The organism is Nocardia sp. KT25-26 (assembly GCF_056627695.1).
Genome location: NZ_CM152813.1, coordinates 218,196 through 240,198, shown reverse-complemented (window position 1 = coordinate 240,198; position 22,003 = coordinate 218,196). Strand labels below are relative to the sequence as shown.

19 protein-coding genes are annotated in these 22,003 nt (G+C 68.9%); 10 read left to right on the top strand and 9 right to left on the bottom strand.

Going from position 1 to position 22,003, the window contains the following annotated elements; genetic code table 11:
- Window positions 1-128: 128 nt before the first annotated feature.
- Both AC1HFH_RS01150 and AC1HFH_RS01145 read right to left on the bottom strand, forming a co-directional pair.
- Complete coding sequence (locus AC1HFH_RS01150; protein WP_480245570.1) at window positions 129-923, bottom strand: TIGR03084 family metal-binding protein; 795 nt, start codon at window positions 921-923, stop codon at window positions 129-131.
- A 119-nt stretch (window positions 924-1,042) separates the two neighbouring features.
- The gene (locus tag AC1HFH_RS01145) at window positions 1,043-2,398 is read right to left on the bottom strand and encodes a hypothetical protein (RefSeq protein ID WP_480245569.1); all 1,356 of its coding nucleotides are present in this window, start codon (window positions 2,396-2,398) and stop codon (window positions 1,043-1,045) included.
- A gap of 221 nt (window positions 2,399-2,619) precedes the next feature.
- Here AC1HFH_RS01145 and AC1HFH_RS01140 point away from each other — a divergent pair, with 221 nt between their 5' ends.
- Complete coding sequence (locus tag AC1HFH_RS01140) at window positions 2,620-3,492, top strand: 3-hydroxyacyl-CoA dehydrogenase family protein (protein WP_480245568.1); 873 nt, start codon at window positions 2,620-2,622, stop codon at window positions 3,490-3,492.
- A gap of 8 nt (window positions 3,493-3,500) precedes the next feature.
- Complete coding sequence (locus AC1HFH_RS01135; protein ID WP_480245567.1) at window positions 3,501-4,403, top strand: hypothetical protein; 903 nt, start codon at window positions 3,501-3,503, stop codon at window positions 4,401-4,403.
- A 56-nt stretch (window positions 4,404-4,459) separates the two neighbouring features.
- Here AC1HFH_RS01135 and AC1HFH_RS01130 read toward each other — a convergent pair whose 3' ends face one another.
- From AC1HFH_RS01130 to AC1HFH_RS01120, 3 genes are all read right to left on the bottom strand, one after another.
- Window positions 4,460-5,347 (bottom strand): RNA polymerase sigma-70 factor, encoded by an 888-nt coding sequence (locus AC1HFH_RS01130; RefSeq protein WP_480245566.1) that lies wholly within the window; start codon window positions 5,345-5,347, stop codon window positions 4,460-4,462.
- Complete coding sequence (locus AC1HFH_RS01125) at window positions 5,344-6,426, bottom strand: NAD(P)/FAD-dependent oxidoreductase (RefSeq protein WP_480245565.1); 1,083 nt, start codon at window positions 6,424-6,426, stop codon at window positions 5,344-5,346. Before AC1HFH_RS01125 ends, AC1HFH_RS01130 begins: the two co-directional genes overlap by 4 nt.
- Before the next feature lie 90 nt (window positions 6,427-6,516).
- Entirely contained in the window at window positions 6,517-7,437 is a 921-nt protein-coding gene (locus AC1HFH_RS01120; protein WP_480245564.1) for an LLM class F420-dependent oxidoreductase, read from the bottom strand.
- Window positions 7,438-7,636: 199 nt separating this feature from the next.
- Between AC1HFH_RS01120 and AC1HFH_RS01115 the strand changes: the two genes are divergently transcribed.
- The 4 genes from AC1HFH_RS01115 (at window position 7,637) to lon (ending at window position 12,812) form a co-directional block, all read left to right on the top strand.
- Window positions 7,637-8,632 carry an LLM class flavin-dependent oxidoreductase gene (locus tag AC1HFH_RS01115; RefSeq protein WP_480245563.1) on the top strand — a complete coding sequence of 332 codons (996 nt, stop codon included), beginning with the start codon at window positions 7,637-7,639 and terminating at the stop codon, window positions 8,630-8,632.
- A gap of 345 nt (window positions 8,633-8,977) precedes the next feature.
- The gene (locus AC1HFH_RS01110) at window positions 8,978-9,316 is read left to right on the top strand and encodes a hypothetical protein (RefSeq protein ID WP_480245562.1); all 339 of its coding nucleotides are present in this window, start codon (window positions 8,978-8,980) and stop codon (window positions 9,314-9,316) included.
- A gap of 316 nt (window positions 9,317-9,632) precedes the next feature.
- Window positions 9,633-10,292, top strand: coding sequence for a hypothetical protein (locus AC1HFH_RS01105; RefSeq protein WP_480245561.1), 660 nt, complete (start codon window positions 9,633-9,635; stop codon window positions 10,290-10,292).
- A gap of 165 nt (window positions 10,293-10,457) precedes the next feature.
- Window positions 10,458-12,812 carry an endopeptidase La gene (gene lon, locus AC1HFH_RS01100; protein ID WP_480247999.1) on the top strand — a complete coding sequence of 785 codons (2,355 nt, stop codon included), beginning with the start codon at window positions 10,458-10,460 and terminating at the stop codon, window positions 12,810-12,812.
- Between the two features lie 78 nt (window positions 12,813-12,890).
- On the opposite strand, the gene AC1HFH_RS01095 is transcribed toward lon, so the two are convergent.
- Entirely contained in the window at window positions 12,891-13,337 is a 447-nt protein-coding gene (locus tag AC1HFH_RS01095) for a PaaI family thioesterase (protein ID WP_480247998.1), read from the bottom strand.
- 181 nt (window positions 13,338-13,518) lie between these two features.
- Window positions 13,519-14,070: a TetR/AcrR family transcriptional regulator gene (locus AC1HFH_RS01090; RefSeq protein ID WP_480245560.1), complete on the bottom strand. Its 552-nt coding sequence runs from the start codon at window positions 14,068-14,070 to the stop codon at window positions 13,519-13,521.
- Between the two features lie 86 nt (window positions 14,071-14,156).
- Between AC1HFH_RS01090 and AC1HFH_RS01085 the strand changes: the two genes are divergently transcribed.
- A complete protein-coding gene (locus AC1HFH_RS01085; protein WP_480245559.1) occupies window positions 14,157-15,233 on the top strand; it encodes a DNA polymerase IV in 1,077 nt (358 codons plus the stop codon).
- A gap of 56 nt (window positions 15,234-15,289) precedes the next feature.
- Here the strand turns inward: AC1HFH_RS01085 and rox are convergent, their stop codons facing one another.
- Entirely contained in the window at window positions 15,290-16,717 is a 1,428-nt protein-coding gene (rox, locus tag AC1HFH_RS01080) for a rifampin monooxygenase (RefSeq protein WP_480245558.1), read from the bottom strand.
- A gap of 171 nt (window positions 16,718-16,888) precedes the next feature.
- On the opposite strand from rox, the gene AC1HFH_RS01075 reads away from it, so the two are divergent.
- The 3 genes from AC1HFH_RS01075 (at window position 16,889) to AC1HFH_RS01065 (ending at window position 19,807) form a co-directional block, all read left to right on the top strand.
- Entirely contained in the window at window positions 16,889-17,431 is a 543-nt protein-coding gene (locus tag AC1HFH_RS01075; RefSeq protein ID WP_480245557.1) for a YaeQ family protein, read from the top strand.
- 60 nt (window positions 17,432-17,491) lie between these two features.
- Window positions 17,492-18,487, top strand: a complete 996-nt coding sequence (locus AC1HFH_RS01070) for an oxidoreductase (protein WP_480245556.1) — start codon at window positions 17,492-17,494, stop codon at window positions 18,485-18,487.
- 147 nt (window positions 18,488-18,634) lie between these two features.
- On the top strand, window positions 18,635-19,807 hold the full coding sequence (locus AC1HFH_RS01065) for a glycosyltransferase 87 family protein (RefSeq protein WP_480245555.1): 1,173 nt from the start codon (window positions 18,635-18,637) through the stop codon (window positions 19,805-19,807).
- A 224-nt stretch (window positions 19,808-20,031) separates the two neighbouring features.
- On the opposite strand, the gene AC1HFH_RS01060 is transcribed toward AC1HFH_RS01065, so the two are convergent.
- Window positions 20,032-21,915 carry an ABC transporter ATP-binding protein gene (locus AC1HFH_RS01060; RefSeq protein WP_480245554.1) on the bottom strand — a complete coding sequence of 628 codons (1,884 nt, stop codon included), beginning with the start codon at window positions 21,913-21,915 and terminating at the stop codon, window positions 20,032-20,034.
- Window positions 21,916-22,003: the final 88 nt, after the last annotated feature.

The window sequence follows — 22,003 nt, the reverse complement described above, 5'->3', positions numbered from 1 at the left end:
CCCGGGGGTCCGGCGCCGGTTCGCGGCTCCTCGTCGGGAGGCGTTCTGATGTCCGGTCGGGCGGTGTCGGTTCGGCCTGGTCCGAAGGTGCAACTGACTTGTGGGCCGGCTGCCTGCGGCCGCTGGGATCAGGCGGCGAACTGGCCGGGCTTGCGGCCTGCTCCGGGGGGACCGGCGAAGGCCTGGGCGATGGTGAGCCAGTGTTCGGCGTCCGGGCCGGTGGTGCGGAGGTTCGTATCGTCGCGGTGGCGGCGCTGGGTGACCAGGAGGCAGAAGTCGGCGGCCGGGCCGGTCACTCGCTGTGCGGCGTCGTCGGGGCCCCAGGTCCATACGGTGCCGTCGGGGGCGGTCAGTTCCACCCGGAACTCGTCCTCGGGGGTGGGCTCGTCGCGGACCAGGTAGGCGAAGTTGCGGGTGCGGACGCCGATATGGGCGACGGTGCGCAGGCGGGCGGTGGGTTCGCGGGTGATGCCCAGGGCATCGGCGACGTCCTGACCGTGTGCCCAGGTCTCCATGATCCGGGCCGAGATCATCGAGGCGGTGCTCATCGGCGGGCCGAACCAGGGGAGTTTGGTTCCGGCGGGCACGGCGCGCAAGGCCGCGATCAGCTCGGCGCGGCCGGTCCGCCAGCGGTCGAGCAGTTCGGCCGGGGGGATGGCGGCGGCCTCGTCGGCGCCCTCGTCCACGAAGGTCAGCACCCGGGGGCCGGCGTCGGCGACCAGCTGGGCGAAGCCGGCGGCATCCCCGGCGGCGATCGCGGCGATCTCATCCGTCCAGGCCAGGTGCCCGATCTGGTGTGCGACGGTCCAGCCGGCGGCCGGGGTCGGTGTCTGCCATTGTTCCGGAGTCAGGGGGGTGACCAGGTCTTCCAGCGCTGCGCATTCGGCGGCGAAGTCGTCGAGCAGGGCTGCGAGATCAGCCATCGGTATTCCTTGCCTCGGATGGACGGTCCGCATTCAGGATCGCAGCACCACCAAGAAAAGGCAAGCATGCGTGCTTGTTTTTCCGGCGGGTGCGCCGGAGACGATCCACACCGCCGGGATCACCAGCCGAAGGTGATCAGGTGGATCGCGCCGACACCCAATCCCAGCACGCCGCCGTGCAGATACAGCAGCCAGGCGTCCTGCTCGACCGAGGCGTAGAACATCTCCATGAACTCCCCCGGCGTCAGCTTGCGTAGCTTCCGGCCGGCGAAATCCTCGATCTTGTGGGCCTGCTCCTTCGCGAACTCCTCGTCCTCGAGCATCGTCGGCGCCAGGTCCAGTCCGGCACCGGCGGCGCCGACGCTGAGGTTCTCGAACTGCCGACGGCCCATGGCGGCCCGCACCATGAAGGCCGTCGGGCCCAGCTGCTTGCGGATCTCCTCGGCCACCACCCGCTCGATCAGCTGGCGGGTCTTGTCACCGTTCGGTCCGTCCAACAGCTCGTTGGACAGGTTCTCGACCGTCAGCACCTGGTAAGCGAGGATATGTGCCAGATCGGTCGCGGCCTGGGGCTGCCGCTTGGCCAGCAGCGCTTGCCGCCACAGGTACTTGTAGCGCGGCTGCGGCTCGCCCGGCTCGAACACCATCTTGATCGCCAGGATGTTGACCACCACCCCGATCCCGGCCGAGGCCAGCAGCACGATCACCCAGGCCGGGACCCAGCCCCACACCGGGATCTGCTCGTGCACGTGCAGGTACAGCGCCAGCAGCAGGCCGAACGGCGCGCCCAGCAGGCCCACCCGGGTCATGAACTTCAGTTCGGGGGCGGCGATGGTGGTGGTCAGGTCCTCGAGAATGTACGGGTTCTGCTTCAGGTACCGGATCACGAAGTTCTTCACATCGAGGATCTGGTCGATATTGTCACCGAGCGTCTCGAAGGCACGCCGGCACAATGCCGGCAGCTGCCGTTCGACGCGCTGGTAGACGGCCTGCTTCATCGCGCGCGGCAGCGACCGCCACAGGTCCGGATTCTCCCGGTACATGATGTCGTCGACGATTTGCGGCACCTGGTCGCGGGCCATCTCGGCCAGATGGTCGCCGATCCCGTCCAGGTCCAGTTCGTGGATGAAATCGCGCGGGCTGCCGATCCGCATCAGTGCCTTGTCCACGCAGATGCTGGCCATCTTCTCGGCGCGGGCGGGTATGAAGCCCTGGAAACCGAACCGGCGCCCGTCGCCGGAGAAGGTCGGCAGCACCTGGACCCGCCTCGGCAGGTACGGGTACAGGATCTGCAGGCCCGGAACCCGGAAGCCCTTGAAGTAGACCGGCCAGAACAGCATGAGCACGCCGGTCCAGTTGGTCAGCCAGCCGGCGATGGCGCTGAAGATCGGGAAGCTGATCAGATCGACAACGAACTTCGACTGTCCGGTGAGCTCCTCCCAGTCGATGAAGAGTCCGGACGCCAGCGTTGTCATGGAGGAGCCCCCTAGTGCCCGGTGGAAAAACGACCATCACATTGTCACCGCCGGGGAGAGGGTGTCAACGTGCATCGGCGACATATCCGGCAACACCCCTCCGTCGGGCCCCGCCGATCCGGGCCGGCTCCGTTAGCCTGGGCATATCGGCTCCTCGCCGCGCTCGATCGACCCGGCTGTTCCCGCGTTTGTTTTCATCCACCGACGTTCAGGGAGTCAAGGTGAGCACTATCCCGCAAAACCACAGCAATCGTCCGGTCGCGGTCGTGGGGGCCGGCACGCTGGGCAGACGGATCGCCCTGATGTTCGCGTTGCGCGGCGGGACGGTGCACATCACCGATCCGAATGCCGAGCAGGGTGCCGCGTCGGTGCAGTTCTGCACCGAGAATCTGCCGAAGGTCGCCGCCGCCCTGCAGGGTGGTTCGCCCGGGCGGGTCGAATACACCCCCGAATTCCCGAAGGCGGTCGCCGAGGCGTGGCTGGTCGTGGAGGCGGTACCGGAGGTGCTCGACCTCAAGCGGAAGGTGTTCGCCGAACTGGAGAAGCAGGCCCCGGCGGATGCGATTCTGGCGACCAACTCCTCGTCCTATCCCAGCCGCGAGATCGTCGAGGGCCTGTCCACCACCGAGCGCATGCTCAACACGCACTTCTACATGCCGCCGCAGTCCATCACGCTCGATGTCATGTCGGACGGGAACACCGCACCCGAGGTGATCGACTTCGTGCTGCAGACCTTCCCGGCCTACGGCCTGCGACCGTTCCTGTGCCGCAAGGAGAGCACCGGCTTCATCTTCAACCGCATCTGGGCGGCCATCAAGCGGGAAGCCCTGGAAGTGGTGCACGAGGGCGTTTCGGTACCGGCCGATGTCGATCAGATGTTCATGCTGAACTTCGGTACCAAGGCCGGACCGTTCCGGATGATGGACGCCGTGGGGCTCGACGTGGTCTACGAGATCGAGAAGCACTACGAACAGGAGTACCCGCATCTGCCGAAGGGGCCGTGCGAGCTGTTGAAGACCTATATCGACCAGGGCAAACTCGGGGTGAAGACGGGCGCGGGATTCTACGACTACCAGCAGCCGGAACAGGGTTGAGGTCCGCGATGACCGAACTGCTCGCCCTGAACCTCGTCGATGCCCGGCTGCTGGCCGTATCCCTGGACGGCGAGCGGGTGCGCACCCTGGTCACCGGCCTGGACGAGTCGCCGGACGGGATCGTCGTCGATCAGGTGCGCGGGCACATCTACTGGACGAATATGGGCCGCCCCGACCCCGGAGCGGCCCGCGGTACCGAACCGGACTTCTACGAACGCAACGGCTCCATCGAACGGGTCGACCTGGACGGCGGGAACCGCCGCACGATCGTGCCACGCGGCGTCTTCGGCACCGGTAAGCAGCTGACCGCCGATTTCGAGGAAGGCCGGCTGTACTGGTGCGACCGGGAAGGCATGCAGGTGCTGACCTGCCGTCTGGACGGCAGCGACCTGCGGCCACTGGTCGTCACCGGACACGGCGCGGATGCGGTGGTGCCGGCCAACTGGTGTGTCGGCATTGCGGTGGACACCGAACGCCGACTGGTCTACTGGACGCAGAAGGGTGCGGCCGAGGGCGGGCAGGGACGCATCTTCCGGGCACCGTTGGATCTGCCGTCCGGTGCGGAAGCCGACCGGCGTCCGGATGTCGAGCTGCTGTGGCAGGACCTGCCCGAACCGATCGATCTGCATCTGGTCGGCACCGGAACCCTGGTGTGGACCGACCGCGGTGCTCCGGCGGCCGGAGGTAATTCGCTCAACCGCGGTCAGGTGCAGCCGGAGGTAGGTGACGTGCAGTTGCTGTCCAGTGGGTATCGGGAGGCGATCGGCCTGGCTGCCCTGTCACCCTCGGTCTTCTACGTCAGCGACCTGGGCGGCTCGATCCGGCTGGTCGATCTCGACCGTGGTGTGGACAGTGTTGTCGCCCGGCCCGGCGCCGGGCTCACCGGACTCGCCCTGGCCGATCTGCCCTGATGATGCCACCGGGTGCGACCGGTATCCGAGGGCCGTTGCGGCAGCCGGGCGGTTGCCTACCGGTGCACCCAGGTGAGCTTCTCGGGGTTGCGGACGCTGTAGATGGCGGTCACCGCATCGTCGCGGACCTCGATGGCAGTCACCTGGTCCAGCTCGCCGTCGATCGATACCACCACCGCCGGCATGCCGTTGTAGACGCCCAGGCCGACGTCGACCGCGCCCATCGACCTGCCCTTGCCGAGGAGACCGACGACCAGCCGGGCGACCCGGTCGGACCCGATGACCGGATTGCGGGCAGCGCTCACCACACCACCGCCGTCGGCGAGGAAGACCACGTCCGGGGCGAGCACATCCATGAGCGCCTGGACATCGCCGGTCGCCGCGGCAACCGCGAACCGCTCGGCGGCCGATCGCGCGGTGACTGGTTCCTGCACCGCCTCCCGCACCCGATCCCGCCGGGCCCGGACCCGGTGGCGGGCGCGTCGGTTGAGCTGCCGCACCGCCGCCTCGGACCTGCCGATCGCCGCCGCGATCTCCGGATAACCGAATTCGAACACCTCCCGCAGCACGAATACGGCCCGCTGGTCCGGGGTCAGTGATTCCAGTACCAGCAGCATGGCGGTGGTCACCGCTTCTCCGGTGAGCACGTGTTCGGCGGCGTCCGGGCCGGTGTCCAGCGGTTCCGGCAACCACGGACCGATGTATTCCTCCCGGCGCCGGGCGGCCGACCGGAGCACACCCAGCGCCTGCCGGGTGACGATCTGCGCGAGGTAGGCCCGGGGGTTGGCGATCGCCGCCCGGTCGACCGCCTGCCAGCGCAGATAGCTGTCCTGCAGCACATCCTCGGTATCGCTCACCGAGCCGAGGATCTCGTAGGCGATCGAGAATAGCAGGGGCCGATGGGTGGTGAACTCGGCATCCGAGCGATCGGGCGTACCGGTCACTTCGGACCCGGCAGCCAGTTGTAGTTCGCGGTGCGGGCACTGTATTTCGCGTAGCGGCAGACCCGCTCCTTGAGCAACGTCGCAGCACGCCCGCCGAATTCCAGCTCGCGTGGCGTGTCGTCGCGCCGGTTCACCTGCATCACCGCATCCCGTCGTCCGATGCTGAGCCCGATACCGGCGTATCCCATCGAATAGGGAACCAACCGGCGGCCCTTGTTCACCCGGATCACCGTATTCGCCGCATGCATGCCCTGCGGCAGGGCCGTGGCGCAGGCCATCCGCGCACCGGGGACGGCCGCACAGTCCCCGACCGCGAAGATCCGCGGATCGGTCACGCTGCGCAGGTAGTCGTCCACGACCACCCGGCCGTCGCCGGCCACAGCAAGTCCGCTGTGGGCGGCCAGGTCGGGTACCTGGCCGAACAGCGCCCACAGCGTCAGATCCGATTCGAGCTCGGTACCCGAACGCAGCCGCACGCGCGCACCGTCCGGGGCCACCTCCGCCACCCGGTCGGCCACCTCGGTGACCTGCAGACGATCCAGGGCGGCCCGGATCCGCCGCTGCGAACCGGCCGACAGGCCCGGCCCCAGCTCGTCGCTCACCAACCGGACCTGCAGGCCGGGCCGGGCCTCGGCGATCTCGGTGACCGTCTCGATTCCGGTCGGCCCGCCGCCGATGACCGTCACGGTGCCGCCGTCCGGCAGTCCGGCCAGTTCGGTCCGCGCCCGTTGGGCACCCTCCCAGGTGCACACCGGCACCGTGCCGGGCAGCGGATCGGCCGTGCTGCCGATCGCGAGCAGCAGGTGGTCGAAGGACAGCGATTCGCCGTCGCCGAGCGTCACCGTGCCGTCGCCGATCTTGTCGACCGTGCCGGTGCGCACCTCGATACCGGCCCGCAGCATGTCCGACAACGGTGTCGCCGCCGTCCCGGACCCGGCGAGCTGTTCGTGCAATCGGACCCGCTCGATGAAGTCCGGTCGCGGATTCACCACCGTGAGCTGTGCATCGGGCGCCTTCCGGGCCAGCCGGTTGGCTGCGCTCGTCCCCGCATATCCGGCTCCTGCCACCACGACTCTCATCTCCGCCTCCTGGTTGATCGGGTACGAAGATGAGATGGCGGCCGGCGCGATGTTGTGACGGGCGGCCGCGGTGACCTCCGTCACGGGAGGTCAGATGTGTGGCATCACCTGCTCGGCGATCAACGCCAGCTGATCCAGATCCTGCAGATCCAGAATCTGCAGGTATACCCGCTGGGTGCCGATCTCGGTGTACCGGCCGATCTTGTCGACCACCTCTGCCGGGGAACCGGCCAGCCCGTTCTCCCTCAGCTCGTCCGGCGCCCGGCCGATCGCGGCGGCCCGGCGGGCGACCTCGGCATCGGTTCGGCCGACACAGGCGACCAGGGCATTCGAGTAGACGAGATCGTCGGCCGGCCGCCCGTGTGCCTCGGCTGCCGCCCGCACCCGGCCGAACTGGGCGGCACTGTCTGCGACGGAGGCGAACGGGATGTTGAACTCCGTGGCGAACCGGGCGGCCAGCCGCGGCGTCCGTTTCGGGCCGAGGCCACCGATCAGCACCGGCAGCGGACGCTGCACCGGCTTCGGCAGCGCCGGGGAATCCGCGAGCTGGTAATACTTGCCGTCGTAGTCGAAGGTATCCCCCACTTCGGTGGCCCACAGCCCGGTGACGATCTCCAGCTGCTCGGACAGCCGGTCGAACCGGTGATCCGGGAACGGAATCCCGTAGGCCGAATGCTCCGCCGCATACCACCCACTGCCCAGCCCCAGCTCGACGCGGCCGCCCGACATCTGATCCACCTGCGCAACCTGGATCGCCAGCGGACCGGGCAACCGGAAGGTGGCGGCGGTGACCAGCGTGCCGAGCCGGATCCGGCTGGTCTCCCGAGCCAGCCCGGCCAGCGTGATCCAGGCATCGGTGGGCCCGGGCAGCCCATCGGCGTCCCCCATGGCCAGATAGTGGTCGGAGCGGAAGAACGCGTCGAAGCCGAGTTCCTCCGCGGTTGTGGCAACGGTCAGGAGCGTGTCGTAGCTCGCGCCCTGCTGGGGTTCGGTGAAGATGCGCAAGTCCATGAGTTCATCATGCCGCCCGAGTTGTGCTCCGGCAGCCGCCGCACTCACTTCGCCAGCTGGCCGATGCGCTGCCGTGCCACCTCGAGCAACGTGGCGACGTCGACATCGGGCAGCTTCTCGCGGCGGAGATCACGCACGAGTGGCAAAGCCCTCGGATGCCGCCGGAATAGTCGACTGCCTCCGGTTCGTTCTCCCCGGTATGACCGATCTCCCGCTGTCCGTGCTCGATCTGGCGCCGGTGCAGGCCGGTGGAACCGCGAGTGAGGCGCTCGCCGCCACCACCGAACTGGCGCGGCGTACCGAACAGCTCGGGTTCGCGCGGTTCTGGGTGGCCGAGCATCACAACATGCCGGCCATCGCCAGCTCGGCGCCGAGCGTGCTGCTGGCCCATCTCGCCGCGGCCACCTCGACGATCCGGGTCGGGTCCGGCGGGGTGATGCTGCCCAATCATGCGCCGCTGGTGGTCGCCGAACAGTTCGGCACCTTGAATGCGTTGCATCCAGGCCGGATCGACCTCGGTATCGGCCGCGCGCCGGGTACCGACCAGCGCACCGCCCTCGCCTTGCGCCGCACCGCCGAAGGGCTCGGCGCCGAATCGTTCCCGCAGGAACTGGCCGCCCTGTTCGCCTATTTCCGCGGCGACAGCCCCGACGGCATCACCGCCACCCCCGGCCACGGCGACGAACCGGAGGTCTGGCTGCTGGGCTCCAGCGGATTCAGCGCCCGCGCCGCGGCAGAACTGGGCCTGCCGTTCGCCTTCGCCCACCACTTCAGCGCCACCAATACCGAACCGGCACTGCAGATCTACCGGGAGCACTTCCGGCCCTCGGCCCACCTGGACCGCCCGCACGCCATGATCGCGGTCGCGGCCATCGTCGCCGACACCGACGAACAGGCCGAATACCTCGCCGGCCCACGCGAACTGGCCTTCCTGAACCTGGCCGCCGGCCGCCCCCGCCCCGTGGTGACCCCGGCAGAAGCTGCCGCAACTCTGCCCGACAGCCCCGAAATCCGCGACTTCGTGGCGAAACGCCGCCACGGCCAACTCCTCGGCTCCCCCGAAACCGTCCGCACCCAACTCGACGACCTGCTCGCGCGCACCGAACCCGACGAGCTGATGCTCAACACCATGGTCTACGACATCGAGGCCCGCGTCCGCTCCTTCGAACTCTTCACCGAGAAGGTGTTGGGGTAGCCGGGTCTTCTGGGCAGCCCCGTTTGAGGAGTTGCGGGTGTCAAGGGTGCTGGATTGTTCGGTGGAACCCGGTGGGGCCCTGCTTGCGTCATAAATGGTGCAAGCAGTTCTTCGACTGAGCAATCCGGGGGTTGGAAATGCGTAGGATCCTGGCCAGGGTGTCGGCGGCGGCAGCGGTCGCAGGTGTTGCGACGGTAATCGCAGCGGGGCAGGCTGTGGCGGTCACCGAAACCCAATGTGTCCACGAGGGTGGTGGGGTGGTGATCCACGAAATGGACGGCACCCGCACCTGTATCGGCGGGTTCTACTCGGGCCTCGAAGTTCTTTTCTGATGGGGAGCAGCATATGACGGAGACAAATGAAACCCACGCCACGCTCACCGGCGCGGCACCGGCCCTGATCCGGGCCCTGCAGCAGGCAGCGACAACTGCCGACAGCTTTGGCCGCGCCTGGTTCGGCGTCGAGGATGTCATGGTCGCGCTGCTCGATGACGACAAGTCGGTCCTGGGCTACCACGCAGCGCAGCGTGGCCTCGAGGCCGAACTCGCTGCGGTCCGGGAGCTGGCACGGTCGATCGTGCCCGGCGCCGTGGGCGGGTCGTCCACCCCGGCCGGCCCGGCGGGGGTGGAGTTCACGGTCACCGGTCCTGATGCCGCCGAGCTGGAAGCCGGCATCCGGGCCTGACCGTCCGGCCGAAATCCATCGAACCCCATGGTCCCGGGCGGGATTGTGGGGCTCGGTCTCGTTCCGGTAATGGCCTTCACCACAGAACTTCACGACGGACTCACCGGATCACGTGACGGTGCGATCCCGGCGCGCAGCGTGGCCTGGAGGTGTCCCTGTTCACCCGGACGCGCATGCAGGCCAACACCGGCTGTATCAGTAAGAGGGCGTGACGATCTCGCGCCGAACGTTTCAAGAGCACGGACCGCGGTTCGCAGGGTGAACGGGAGTCGATGATGTCGCTGTAAAGTACGGTGATCGCGATGAGGGGGGCTCGATGACTTACCAGCAGCCGCAGCATTTCGGATCCGCACCGATGCCCGGCCCGCCCACATACCCCGGTCCCGGCGGTCCGCCGGCCGGGCCGATGCCGGGGCCGCGGCCGCCGCGGCGCTGGTTATGGCCGGTCATCACGGCGATCGTGGCGGTTGTGGCTGTCGCCGGGTGGGTGACTGTGGGGGTAGTGCTGGCGGCGGAGGATCCGCCGGAACCGCCGCAGCAGGCGGTTGCGCTGCCCGAGCATCCTTCGGTCGCCCGGGATGCCGCACGGGAGGCGGCCCGCCTGGCGGCCTGCGATTTCGTTGCTGTGATGGCGGAATACGACAAGGTCGACCGCGATGGGTACCTCGATGCCGTGCGGAACCGGACCACCGGCGAGTTGCGTCGCAACTGGGAGGACGGGCGGGACGCGCTGAAAGCGGCGATGACGCAGAGCGAGTCGGAATCGCAGATGAAGCTGCCGGAGTGCCTGTACAAGTCCGGCGACGGCGACGAGATCGAGATCGTCGCGGTGTTCATTCAGGTCACGACGACTGTCCTCGAGCCGGAAGGTACGCCGAAGTTCATGCCGGTCGTCCTGAGCATGGCGCTGGTCGACGGCCGATGGCTGGTCGAGCAGATGGACTCGCCATGGCTGGACAGGCTGGGTGCCCGCTGAGCTACCGACGGTGCGGTGCGGTTCGCTCACGGTGAACGGACCGGCGGAACAATCCACCCGACCTTTCGGTTGAGCCAACTAAGCTCAACTTTGAAAGGGTCGAACGTGACTACAGCTCAGAACCTGCCGGTGCTGTTCCTGACCGATCCGATCGTGCTGCCGGGCATGGTCGTGCCCATCGAACTGGACGAATCCGCGCAGGCTGCCATCGATGCGGCGCAGGCCGCGAAGACCGGAGCGGTGCTGGTGGCGCCGCGACTCGACGAGGGCTACGCCTCCTACGGCGTGGTCGCCACCATCGAACAGGTCGGCCGGATGCGCGGCGGTGCACCGGCCGCGGTGTTGAAGGCCGAGCGGCGGGCGCGGATCGGGCACGGGGTGACCGGGCCGGGCGCTGCGCTGTGGGTGGAGGCCGAACCGGTGGAAAGCGTCGAACCGGATGCCCGCACCACCGAACTGGCGGCCGAATACAAGAAGCTGGTGGTGGCGCTGCTACAGCGGCGCGAAGCCTGGCAGATCATCGATATCGTCAATCAGCTCGACGGTGCCGAGGCGATCTCCGATACGGCCGGCTACGCGCCGTACCTGACTGCCGAGCAGAAGCGGGAGCTGCTGGAGACGCCCGATGTCGCCGAGCGGCTCGTCAAGCAGACCGAATGGATCAAGGCTCATATCGCCGAGGTCGAGGTCAACGACAAGATCAGCGAAGACGTTCGCGAGGGCATGGAGAAGAGCCAGCGCGAATTCCTGCTGCGGCAGCAGCTCAACGCCATCCGCAAGGAACTCGGCGAGGACGAGCCCGAGGGCGCCGACGACTACCGGGCCCGGGTCGAGGCAGCCGAACTGCCCGACGAAGTGCGCAGCGCTGCGCTGCGTGAGGTCGGTCGGCTGGAACGGGCCAGCGATCAGAGCCCGGAGTCCGGGTGGATCCGGACCTGGCTGGACACCGTCCTCGAACTGCCCTGGACGGTGAAGACCGAGGACAGCACCGACGTTTCGGGCGCCCGCGCGGTGCTCGACGCCGACCATCACGGCCTGGACGAGGTCAAGGACCGGATGGTCGAGTACCTGGCGGTGCGGTCCCGGCGCGCGCAGCGCGGCCTGGAGGTCGTCGGTGGCCGGGGTTCGGGTGCGGTGCTGGTGCTGGCCGGGCCGCCCGGTGTCGGCAAGACGTCGCTGGGTGAATCGGTGGCCCGGGCGCTGGGCCGCAAGTTCGTCCGCGTCGCGCTCGGCGGTGTGCACGACGAGGCGGAGATCCGCGGTCACCGGCGCACTTACGTCGGCGCGCTGCCCGGCCGGATCGTGCGGGCGGTCAAGGAGGCGGGTTCGATGAACCCGGTGGTGCTGCTGGACGAGATCGACAAGGTCGGCTCCGATTTCCGGGGCGACCCGGCGGCGGCCCTGCTGGAGGTGCTGGACCCGGCACAGAACCACACCTTCCGGGACCACTACCTGGACCTGGATCTGGACCTGTCCGATGTGCTGTTCATCGCGACCGCCAATGTCGTCGAGACCATTCCCGGCCCGCTGCTGGACCGGATGGAACTGATCACCGTCGACGGCTACACCGAGGCCGACAAGGTCGCCATCGCCCGCGACTTCCTGGTGCCCCGGCAGCGGGAACGCAATGCGCTGGACGCGGACGAGGTCACGATCACCGAGCCGGCACTGCGCGAGATCGCGGCGAACTACACCCGGGAGGCCGGGGTCCGGCAGCTGGAACGGCTGATCGCCAAGGGGCTGCGCAAGGCGGCCACCAGGCTCACCGAATCCGATACCGGCAATGTGGTGGACCTCGGCTACGACAGTGACCTCGGATACGACAAGGGCCTCGGCTACGACCGGAGCGGCGCACCGATCACCATCGATGTGGCGAACCTGACCGACTTCCTCGGCCGGCCCAGGTTCACCCCGGATTCCTCGGAACGCACCGCGGTCCCGGGCGTGGCGACCGGCCTGGCCGTCACCGGTGCCGGTGGTGATGTGCTCTACGTCGAGGCCAATACCGCCGACGGGGAGCGTTCGCTGACCATCACCGGCCAGCTGGGTGACGTGATGAAGGAATCCGCGCAGATCGCGCTGACCTACGTGCGCTCCCACCTGGCCGAGATCGGCATCGAACCGGCTGTGCTGGATCGCAACATCCACATCCACTTCCCGGCCGGTGCGGTCCCCAAGGACGGGCCGTCGGCGGGGGTCACCATGGTCACCGCCCTGGTGTCGCTGGCGCTGGGCCGGCAGGTGCGGGCCGATGTCGGGATGACCGGCGAAGTCACCCTGAACGGCCGGGTGCTGCCGATCGGCGGCGTGAAGCAGAAGCTGCTCGCCGCGCAACGGGCCGGACTGAAGACCGTGTTCATTCCGGCCCGCAACGAGCCGGACCTGGACGAGGTGCCGGCCGAGGTGCTGGCGGATCTGGACGTCCGACCCGTGGCCGATGTCGCCGATATCCTGGCCTACGCCATCGAGCCGGTCAGCGAACCGGCGGCGCAGCACCGGTCCTTCGCCGCCACGGCCTGATCGCCGGAAAAATGAGCAATTGTGGCCGGGCACCGTGCGGTGCCCGGCCACAACGCGCTGTCCGGGAACGCTCGTTCATCAGTTGCCGCGGTTGTCGGCCGGCGTTCCCTGGTCGATGCTGCGGACGGTGCCCTGGGCGACGGCACACAGGATCGGTTCACCGTCCTCGGATTCGGAATGGATCTCGCAGGAAGTGACGGCCTGGCGGCGGGTCCAGCCGGTGACGGTGGCGCGGGCCCGGAGCCGTTCGCCACCGGCGGGGCGCAGGTAGGTGATGGTGAAGCCGCCGGTCAGGACGTTCGGGCCGAGGACCGTACCGGCGGCGAAGGTGAGGGCGTTGTCGGCGGCATAAGAGAGCACACCGCCGTGCACATAGCCGAACTGCTGGCCGTGCTCGGGCTGGATCTCGATCTCCAGAGTGGCGGCGCCGTCCCCGAATTCGGTGATCTCGGTTCCGACCAGCCGGGCGAACGGCTGCGCGGCGAGCACCTGGCGGGCCAGCTCGAAGGTGAGTTCGTCGGGAATGCTGTTGTCCGCCTGCGGGACCGGGTCGGTGGTGTCCGGTGCGGGCGGGGTCGTGGTGCCGGGTTCGTCGGCGGCGGCTGCAGTGGTGGTGGCGTCGGGCATCGGTTTTCCGTTCTCTCGTGCTGCTGGGTCGAGCTGTCGTTCGTCGGGCATCCGGTCGTCCGGGTGCTGTGGGCGACCGTCAGGCGTGTAACGCGCGCCACGCGGCGGCGGCCAGTTCCGGTGCGACATCTGTTGGCGCAGTGCGGATATGGCCACCGAGCCACTGTCGGGAGTATTCCTGAGCCGGTCCCAGCCACAATGCGTGGACCAGGTCGAAGTCGAGATCGCGCACCGTTCCGTATCGGGCGTGCGTCCGCCACCAGCGGTACACCGAGGTCAGGAACTCGCGATTGGATTCGCTGTCCTGGATCCCGGGGGGCCGTGCGGAGATGAGAATCGTTGCCCGGTATTGATGTTCGGTGACCCAGCGCAGATGCGTGGTGACGCCTTCGGTGATACCGCCGCGCGCGTCGGCACTGTCGGCGACGGCTGCCCAGAAGTGCCGCTGGTAGTCGGCGAGGGCATTGGCCCAGACCTGACGGTACAGCTCGGCCTTGTCCGGGAAGTGGTGATAGAGCGCGCCGACGCTGGCGCCGGCGGCCTCCCGGATCTGGCCGAGGGTGGTTTCGAGGGCGCCGCGTTCGGCGAACTGCCGCTCTGCGGCGAGCAGCAACCGATCGCGAATCTTCATGTACAGAATTTTATTCTGTTCCGGCGAGTTGGCAAGACCCGTTCCGGATCCGATACTTCGTCGGTGCCGTGCGGTATGACTGCAGGGTGGCCCGATGGCTGTTGCACGTCGACCTCGACCAGTTCCAGGCGGCGGTGGAGTACCGCCGCCACCCGGAGCTGCGTGGGCAGCCGGTGATCGTCGGCGGCAACGGCGACCCCACCGAGCCGCGCAAGGTCGTGACCTGCGCTTCCTATCCCGCCCGGGCCTACGGTGTGCGGGCCGGGATCGCACTGCGTACCGCGGCCCGAAAATGCCCCGACGGGGTGTTCCTGCCGCTGGACATGGCCACCTACGAGGAGGCGTCCGACGAGGTGATGGCGGTGCTGCGCGGCTTCCCCGGCCGGGTGGAGGTGTGGGGCTGGGACGAGGCGTTCCTGGCCGCCGACACCGACGATCCGGAGGCGCTCGCGCAGCAGATCCGCGCCGCCGTCGCCCGGCTGGAACTGACCTGCTCGGTCGGTATCGGTGACAACAAACTAACCGCCAAGCTGGCCACCGGTTTCGCCAAGCAGGCCGGTAAGTCCTCCGCCGAACCGGAACACGACCCGGGCGCCGCCACCGGGGTCTTCCGGTTGACCGCGGCGAACTGGACCGAGCTGATGGGCCCACGCCCCACCGATGCACTGTGGGGCGTGGGCACCCGGATCGCGGCCCGCCTCGCCGCGCTCGACATTCACACCGTCACCGATCTGATGGCCGCCGACCGGCACCGGCTGGCCGCCGAATTCGGCCCGACCACCGGTCCGTATCTCCGCGTGCTCGGACACGGCAGAGGCGATACCGATGTCACCACCGAACCGCGGATCCCGGTGGGCCGCAGCAAATCCGAAACGTTCCCGGCGGACCTCACCGATCCGGACGAGATCCGCCGCCAGGTGGCCCGGCTGGCCACCGAGGTCGCCGAGGAGATGCGCACCGTCGGCCGGATCAGCACCCGGGTAGCGGTGACGGTGCGCACCAACACCTTCTACACCCGGAGTAAGCAGCGGAAACTGGCCGAACCGACCGATGATCCGGCCACCATCACCGAAGCCGCCCTCGCGGTGATCGAACGGTTCGAGCTGGATCGTCCGGTGCGACTGCTGGGGGTGCGGCTCGAACTCGAACCGCCCGGCGACTGAGCATTTCTCGGGCCCGGACCATGGGGTCGGCGGGCCTGTCGTCGCCGTCTCGGAGGTCAACCGGCAGCGGCTCCGAACCACCGGGGCAGGTGGTCGAGCAGGTCCTGCTGATCGTCACCGACCCAGGCCACATGTCCGTCCGGGCGCAGCAGCAGGGCTGGGACGTCGGGCCCGGTCCAGGAGTCGACGACGTGATCCACCCGGTCTGTCCAGCCGGTCACCGAGAGCCGCCCGGTCCGGTCGAGCAGCAGCCCGCGGCCGGTGTGCATCAGGTCGTACAGCCGGCCGCCGGTCAGTGCCACGTCGCGCATCCGGCAGCCGAGCAGCGGGTGCCCGGCGCCGAAGTCGTAGCAGATCCCGATCGCGGTGATCTTCTCCATCAGATGCCGGTTCACCTGCTCGAAATCCATCAGTTCGGACACCAGGCGGCGCACCGCCTGTGCTCCCGGAGTGGTGGACATGAGCTCCATCTGGGCGCGGGTGTTGTCCAGGACTTCGGCCGCCACCGGATACCGTTCGGATTCGTAGGTGTCCAGTAACCCCGCCGGCGCCCAGCCGGCGACCTCCGCGGCCAGCTTCCAGCCGAGGTTGAACGCGTCCTGTACACCGAGGTTGAGGCCCTGGCCGCCGGTGGGCGGATGGATGTGTGCGGCGTCGCCGGCGAGCAGGACCCGGCCGACCCGATACCGTTCGGCCTGCCGGGTGGCATCGCCGAACCGGGACAACCGCCGCGGAGAATGCACGCCGAAGTCGGTGCCGGCGACCGCACGCAGCCGCTCGGTGAACTCCGCCATGGTCGGCTCGGCCGTGCGGTCTGCGGACACGCCGGCAGCAGGCACGATCACCCGGAAGGTGCCGTCGTCGCCGAACGGCATCACGCCGAATCGCTTCTGGGTCCTGCGGACCTCGGCAACCACCGCCGCCACCTCGTCCGGCGGCATGGCGACGGCCATTTCGCCCAACAGGGTCTCGTTGGTAGCCGGCTCCCCGGGAAAGCCCACACCGATCAGCTTTCGTACTGTACTGCGGCCGCCGTCGCAGCCGACCAGGTAGCGCGACCGGACCCGGGTTCCGTCGGACAGCTCGGTCACCACATCCGCGCCGCCCTGGTCCAGCCCCACCACCGCACAGCCGCGCCGGATTTCGGCGCCGAGCTCGGTGGCCCGCTCGGCCAGTAGCCGGTCGATCGTGGGTTGGGGGATACCCAGCACGTACGCGTGTGCGGAGTCCAGGTCGGGTGCGGGCTTGTCCATCGCGGCGAAGAAGCCGCCGGCCGGGAACTTCCTGCCCGCCGCCAGGAACCGCTTCAGCAGTCCCCGCTGCTCCATCACCTCGATACTGCGCACATGCAGGCCCGTCGCCCGGACGAATGCGGTCGGCTCGGGGTCTCGGTCCAGCACCAGAACCGATACGCCGTGCAGCCGCAACTCGGCGGCCAGCATCAACCCGGTCGGCCCGGCGCCGGCAATGATCACGTCGTACATGCATCTCCATTCCCCGAATGGCCGCTCTACCGGCCATTTCCATGCTTCGGCCGATGATTGTGCGGCAGCACCGGGGTCTTGCCGCAAGACCCCCTGCGTGTTATAAGTTGAAAGTGGCAGGGAAGGTCTTCCCTGCCTTCTCGGGAGTATGGCCGCGTACCGTCGGTCCACATGGCACTCAGCGCGACCATCCACCACTTCACCGTTCAGCTCGCCGACGTCGACCGCGGCGTCTACGACGATCTCGAGCTGCGGGTGGCGCAGCATCCGTCCGAATCCGGCGCGTTCATGGTGACCCGGCTGCTCGCCTACTTTCTGGAGTACGAGGAAGGTATTGCGTTCAGTGCCGGTGGCGTCTCCAGCACCGACGAACCCGCGGTGCTGGTCCGGGACCGGACCGGGCAGCTGACCGCCTGGATCGAGGTCGGCGCACCCGATGCCGAACGTCTGCACCGCGGGATCAAACAAGCCGGTCGGGCCGCCGTCTACACCCACAAGGATCCGGCGAAGGTGCTCGCCCAGCTCACCGGCAAGCGCATCCACCGCGCCGAGACCATCCCCATCTACGCATTCGACCGGCGGTTCGTCGACGAGACGGTGTCGGCGCTGCAACGCCGCAACACGGTGCACCTGTCGATCACCGAACGCCGGATCTATCTGGATATCAACGGCACCGACCTGGGTTCCGGAATCGAGGAGCACCGCATCGCCTGACCCGGCCGGCGGTATGCGGCGGATCACTGCCGGCGGCGGGCCGATCCGTATGCTTCGCGTATGGAGTTCTCAGCGATGGTGGCGCGGGAAGCGGACGGCGGGATCGCCTTGACGGCCGAGCGGGTGTCCGGGGACTTCCTCGGCGCCGGCGACGTCACGATCCGGGTCGACTACTCGAGTGCCAATTTCAAGGACGGACTGGCGATCACCCCGCGTGGCGGTGTGGTGCGCGAGTATCCGATCGTGCCCGGAATCGACCTCGCCGGCGAGGTCGTCGCCTCCGACCGCGATGACTTCACACCCGGCGACCGGGTGATCGCGCACGGCTACGACATCGGCGTGGCGCACAACGGCGGATATGCCGAATATGCCCGGGTGCCCGCCGACTGGGTGGTGCGCCTGGACGGCCTGACCACCCGGGAGGCCGCCGCGATCGGGACCGCCGGGTTCACCGCCGCCCTGAGTGTGCAGCGGCTGCTCGGGAACGGGCTGACCCCCGACGACGGCGCGGTGCTGGTCACCGGAGCCACCGGCGGTGTGGGCAGCGTCGCGGTGGATCTGCTGTCCAAGCTGGGCTTCGAGGTGGTCGCCTCCACCGGCAAGACCGATGCCGGTGACCGGCTGGCCGAACTCGGCGCGAACGAGGTGATCGGGCGGCTGCCCGAGGACCCGGAGGCGAAGCTGCGCCCACTCGCCAAGGCCCGCTGGGCGGCCGCGGTGGACAGTGTCGGCGGCAAATCCCTCGCCTATGTCCTCAGCAGCCTGGGCTACGGCGGTGCGGTCGCGGCGAGCGGATTGACCGGCGGCGCCGAACTGCCGTCCACCGTGCTGCCGTTCATCCTGCGCGGCGTGAGTCTGTACGGCGTCGATTCGGTTCAGCTGCCGATCGAACAGCGCCGGGAACTGTGGACGAAGCTGGGCGGCGAACTGCGGCCGCAGCATCTGGAGACGTTCTCCGATGCCGTACCGGTGCGTTCGGTGGCCGAGGTACTGCAGGCGATCCATCGGGGTGAGCACTCCGGCCGCACGGTCATCGAGGTCGCCGGCGGATTCTGAACCGGCACCGGGACACGGCGGCGACACCACCGGCGTGCCCCGGATCCGCGGGGCAGCTCGTTCGGTTCGGTAACGTCCGCAGCTGTGCCGCGACAGCCGGAGTCATCTCGCACGCGCTCGACCCCGATCGTCCTCACCGGGACCGCCGTGTTGTCGGTGGTTCTCCTGTTCACCACGGCCGACCCCTGGCTGGATCGGATCGGAATCCTGGTCGGCGGCCTCGACGTGCACGTCTACCGGGACGGTGCCTGGAAGATCCTGCACGGGTATCCGCTGTACACCACACCGAGCGTGTACGGGCTGCTGTACACCTACACCCCGTTCTCGGCACTGATCTTCGTCCCGATCACGCTGGTGCCGTGGGGTGCGGTGACCAACACCTGGCTGGTGCTCAATCTGCTGGCGCTGGCCGGCTGCATCCTGCTCAGCCTGCGCCTGCTCGGCTGCCGCATCGATGCGCGCGCGGGTGCGCTGACCGTGCTGCTCACGCTGACCTGCGTCTTCGTCGAGCCGGTCCGCACCACCCTCTACTACGGTCAGATCAATCTGATGCTGCTGGCCCTGGTGCTCTGGGACTTCTCCCGGCCCGCGGGCAGCCGGCTGCGTGGCATCGGGGTGGGGCTCGCGGCCGGGATCAAACTGGTGCCGCTGTTCTTCGTCGCGCAGTACCTCGCGCTCCGGCAGTGGCGGGCGGCGGTCACCGCGGCGGTGACCTTCGTAGCCACCGTCGGCCTGGCCTGGGCGGTGCTGCCCGGCGATTCGCGCCGATACTGGACTGCCACGTTCTTCCAGTCCGGCCGGATCGCGCCGGACACCCACCCCGCCAACCAGTCGGTGCGCGGCCTGGTCGCCCGGATGATCGACCAGCATGTGCCGCTGCGCTACTGGTTGCTCATCGCCGGACCCGTCGCCCTGCTGGGCCTGTTGCTCGCCACCGGCCTGATCCGGCGCGGTGAACGACTGCTGGGCATCACCGTCACCGGACTGACCTCGGCCGCGGTGTCCCCGTTCTCCTGGAGCCACCATTGGGTGTGGGTGGTGCCGCTGCTGGTCTATCTGGTGCACCGGGCGCAGACCGCGCCACGCTGGTGGTTCGCCGCCGGGGCGCTGTACCTGTGGACCGGCGCCTGGGCGTACCAGTACGCACCGGACTGGGTGGTCGTCGGCCTGTTCCTGTTCCCGCCGAGCTGGCCGGTCGCCCCGATCCTGATGAACTGCTATGTCGTCGTGTACGCGGTGGTGCTGGCCGGTGCCGCGCGCATGCTCTCGCCGGCGGAGCTGCGCGCGACGGTCCGAGTCCGCCCTGGTACCGCCGGTTGAGCTGGTGGCGTGGCGCTGCCGGGCGAGTTGGTTGATGCAGTACTGCTGTGGCGCTGCCGGGTGTGCTGGTGGTGCGTTTCCCGCGGGTGAGCTGGTTGACGCAGCACTGCCGGCCGAACCGGTGGCGCCCGCTGGCGGGTGGGCCGGTTGGTGTGGCTCCGGCGGGCGAGCCGGTCGATGCGGCACCCGCCCGGGTCGAACCGCACCGCCGCCTCGTGACCCGGTCAGGCGACCGGCACCGATGCCGGTTCCTCGGCGAACTGGGTCCGGTACAGCTCGGCGTACCGGCCGTCGGCGTCCAGCAGTTCGGTGTGCGTACCTCGTTCGACGACCCGGCCTTCCTCCAGTACGACGATATGGTCGGCGGCCCGGATGGTGGACAGCCGGTGCGCGATCACCAGGGCGGTCCGGCCGATCAGCGCCTCGGCCAGGGCCTCCTGCACGGCCGCTTCGGAGGTGGAATCCAATGAGGCGGTGGCCTCGTCGAGGATGACCACCCGCGGCTGCTTCAGCAGCAGCCGGGCGATGGTGAGCCGCTGCCGCTCGCCGCCGGAGAGCCGGTAGCCGCGTTCCCCGACGACAGTGTCCAGCCCGTCGGGCAGGCCGGCGACCAGATCGCGCAGCCGGGCCCGGTCCAGTGCGTCCCACAGTTCCTCGGTGCTCGCCTCGGGGCGGGCCAGCAGCAGGTTGGCGCGGATGGTGTCGTGGAAGAGGTGGCCGTCCTGGGTGACCAGGCCGACGGTGGCCTGGATGGATTCGGTGGTCAGCTCCCGCACATCGGCGCCGCCCAGCAGCACCGCACCGGAATCGACGTCGTAGAGCCGGGAGACGAGCTGGGCGATGGTCGACTTACCGGCCCCGGAGGACCCGACCAGCGCCACCAGCTGCCCGGGTTCGGCGCGCAGCGACACCTCGTGCAGCACCGGGACGCCGCCGCGGGTGTCCAGCGTCGCCACATCCTCCAGCGAAGCGAGCGACACCTTGTCGGCGGCCGGGTAGCCGAAGCCGACCCCGTCCAGTTCCACCGAGATCGGCCCGTCCGGCATCGGGCGGGCGTCCGGGGCGTTGCGGATCAGCGGCACGATGTCGAGGACCTCGAACACCCGCTCGAAGCTGACCAGGGCCGCCATCACCTCCAGCCGGGCGCTGGCCAGCGCGGTCAGCGGCGTGTACAGCCGGGTGAGCAGCAGCGACAGTGCCACCACCGAGCCCGCGTCCAGGCTGCCCTGCAGGGCGTACCAGCCGCCCAGGCCGTAGACCAGGGCCAGCGCCAGCGCCGACACCAGGGTCAGCGAGGTGACGAAGGTGGTCTGCAGCATGGCGGTGCGCACGCCGATATCGCGAACTCGGCGCGCCCGGAGGGCGAATTCCGATGATTCCTGCCCGGGCCGGCCGAACAGTTTGACCAGGGTGGCGCCCGGTGCCGAGAACCGCTCGGTCATCTGAGTGCTCATGGCGGCGTTCAGCTGGGCCGCTTCCCGCTGCATGACGGCCAGCCGGTTACCCGCCCGCCGCGCCGGGATCACGAAGACCGGCAGCAGCACCAGGGCCAGCAGGGTGATCTGCCAGGAGATGCTGAGCATCACGACCAGGGTGAGCAGCAGGGTCACGATATTGGTGACCACACCGGACAGGGTGTCGCTGAACGCCCGCTGCGCACCGATCACATCGCTGTTCAACCGGCTGACCAGCGCGCCGGTCCGGGTCCGGGTGAAGAAGGCCACCGGCATCTTCTGGACATGGTCGAACACCGCCGTGCGCAGATCCAGGATCAGGCCCTCGCCGATCCGGGCGGAGAACCAGCGGATCAGCATGCCGAGGGCGGCGTCGGCCACCGCGAGCCCGGCGATGAGCAGCGCCAGCAGCACCACCGTGCGCGGTTCGACGCCCGAGACGATGCCGTCCACCACCCGCCCGGCCAGTACCGGGGTCGCGACACCGAGCAGTGCCGCGACAATGCTCAGCAGCAGGAACAGTCCGATGCGGCGCCGGTGCGGGCGGGCGAAGCGCAGGATCCGGCGCGCCGTCGCCGGCCGGAACGGCCGCAATTCCTCCGGCGCATTCGCCCGCCGGTACATCTGGCTGTACGCCACCGATTCGATACTCACCACAACTCCTCCCGGTCACCCACCAGGAAACCCCGGCCCACCGACACTAAAACCTCAACAAAGCTTGACCTCAAGTCCTTCCCCGGTA

Excerpts from the sequence above, each read along its gene's own strand:
- AC1HFH_RS01150 (WP_480245570.1), bottom strand. The coding sequence starts at position 923 with ATGGCTGATCTCGCAGCCCTGCTCGACGACTTCGCCGCCGAATGCGCA.
- AC1HFH_RS01135 (WP_480245567.1), top strand. The coding sequence starts at position 3,501 with ATGACCGAACTGCTCGCCCTGAACCTCGTCGATGCCCGGCTGCTGGCC.
- AC1HFH_RS01105 (WP_480245561.1), top strand. The coding sequence starts at position 9,633 with ATGACTTACCAGCAGCCGCAGCATTTCGGATCCGCACCGATGCCCGGC.
- AC1HFH_RS01090 (WP_480245560.1), bottom strand. The coding sequence starts at position 14,070 with ATGAAGATTCGCGATCGGTTGCTGCTCGCCGCAGAGCGGCAGTTCGCC.
- AC1HFH_RS01070 (WP_480245556.1), top strand. The coding sequence starts at position 17,492 with ATGGAGTTCTCAGCGATGGTGGCGCGGGAAGCGGACGGCGGGATCGCC.
- AC1HFH_RS01120 (WP_480245564.1), bottom strand. The coding sequence starts at position 7,437 with ATGGACTTGCGCATCTTCACCGAACCCCAGCAGGGCGCGAGCTACGAC.
- rox (WP_480245558.1), bottom strand. The coding sequence starts at position 16,717 with ATGTACGACGTGATCATTGCCGGCGCCGGGCCGACCGGGTTGATGCTG.
- AC1HFH_RS01075 (WP_480245557.1), top strand. The coding sequence starts at position 16,889 with ATGGCACTCAGCGCGACCATCCACCACTTCACCGTTCAGCTCGCCGAC.
- lon (WP_480247999.1), top strand. The coding sequence starts at position 10,458 with ATGGTCGTGCCCATCGAACTGGACGAATCCGCGCAGGCTGCCATCGAT.
- AC1HFH_RS01110 (WP_480245562.1), top strand. The coding sequence starts at position 8,978 with ATGACGGAGACAAATGAAACCCACGCCACGCTCACCGGCGCGGCACCG.
- AC1HFH_RS01145 (WP_480245569.1), bottom strand. The coding sequence starts at position 2,398 with ATGACAACGCTGGCGTCCGGACTCTTCATCGACTGGGAGGAGCTCACC.
- AC1HFH_RS01125 (WP_480245565.1), bottom strand. The coding sequence starts at position 6,426 with ATGAGAGTCGTGGTGGCAGGAGCCGGATATGCGGGGACGAGCGCAGCC.
- AC1HFH_RS01115 (WP_480245563.1), top strand. The coding sequence starts at position 7,637 with ATGACCGATCTCCCGCTGTCCGTGCTCGATCTGGCGCCGGTGCAGGCC.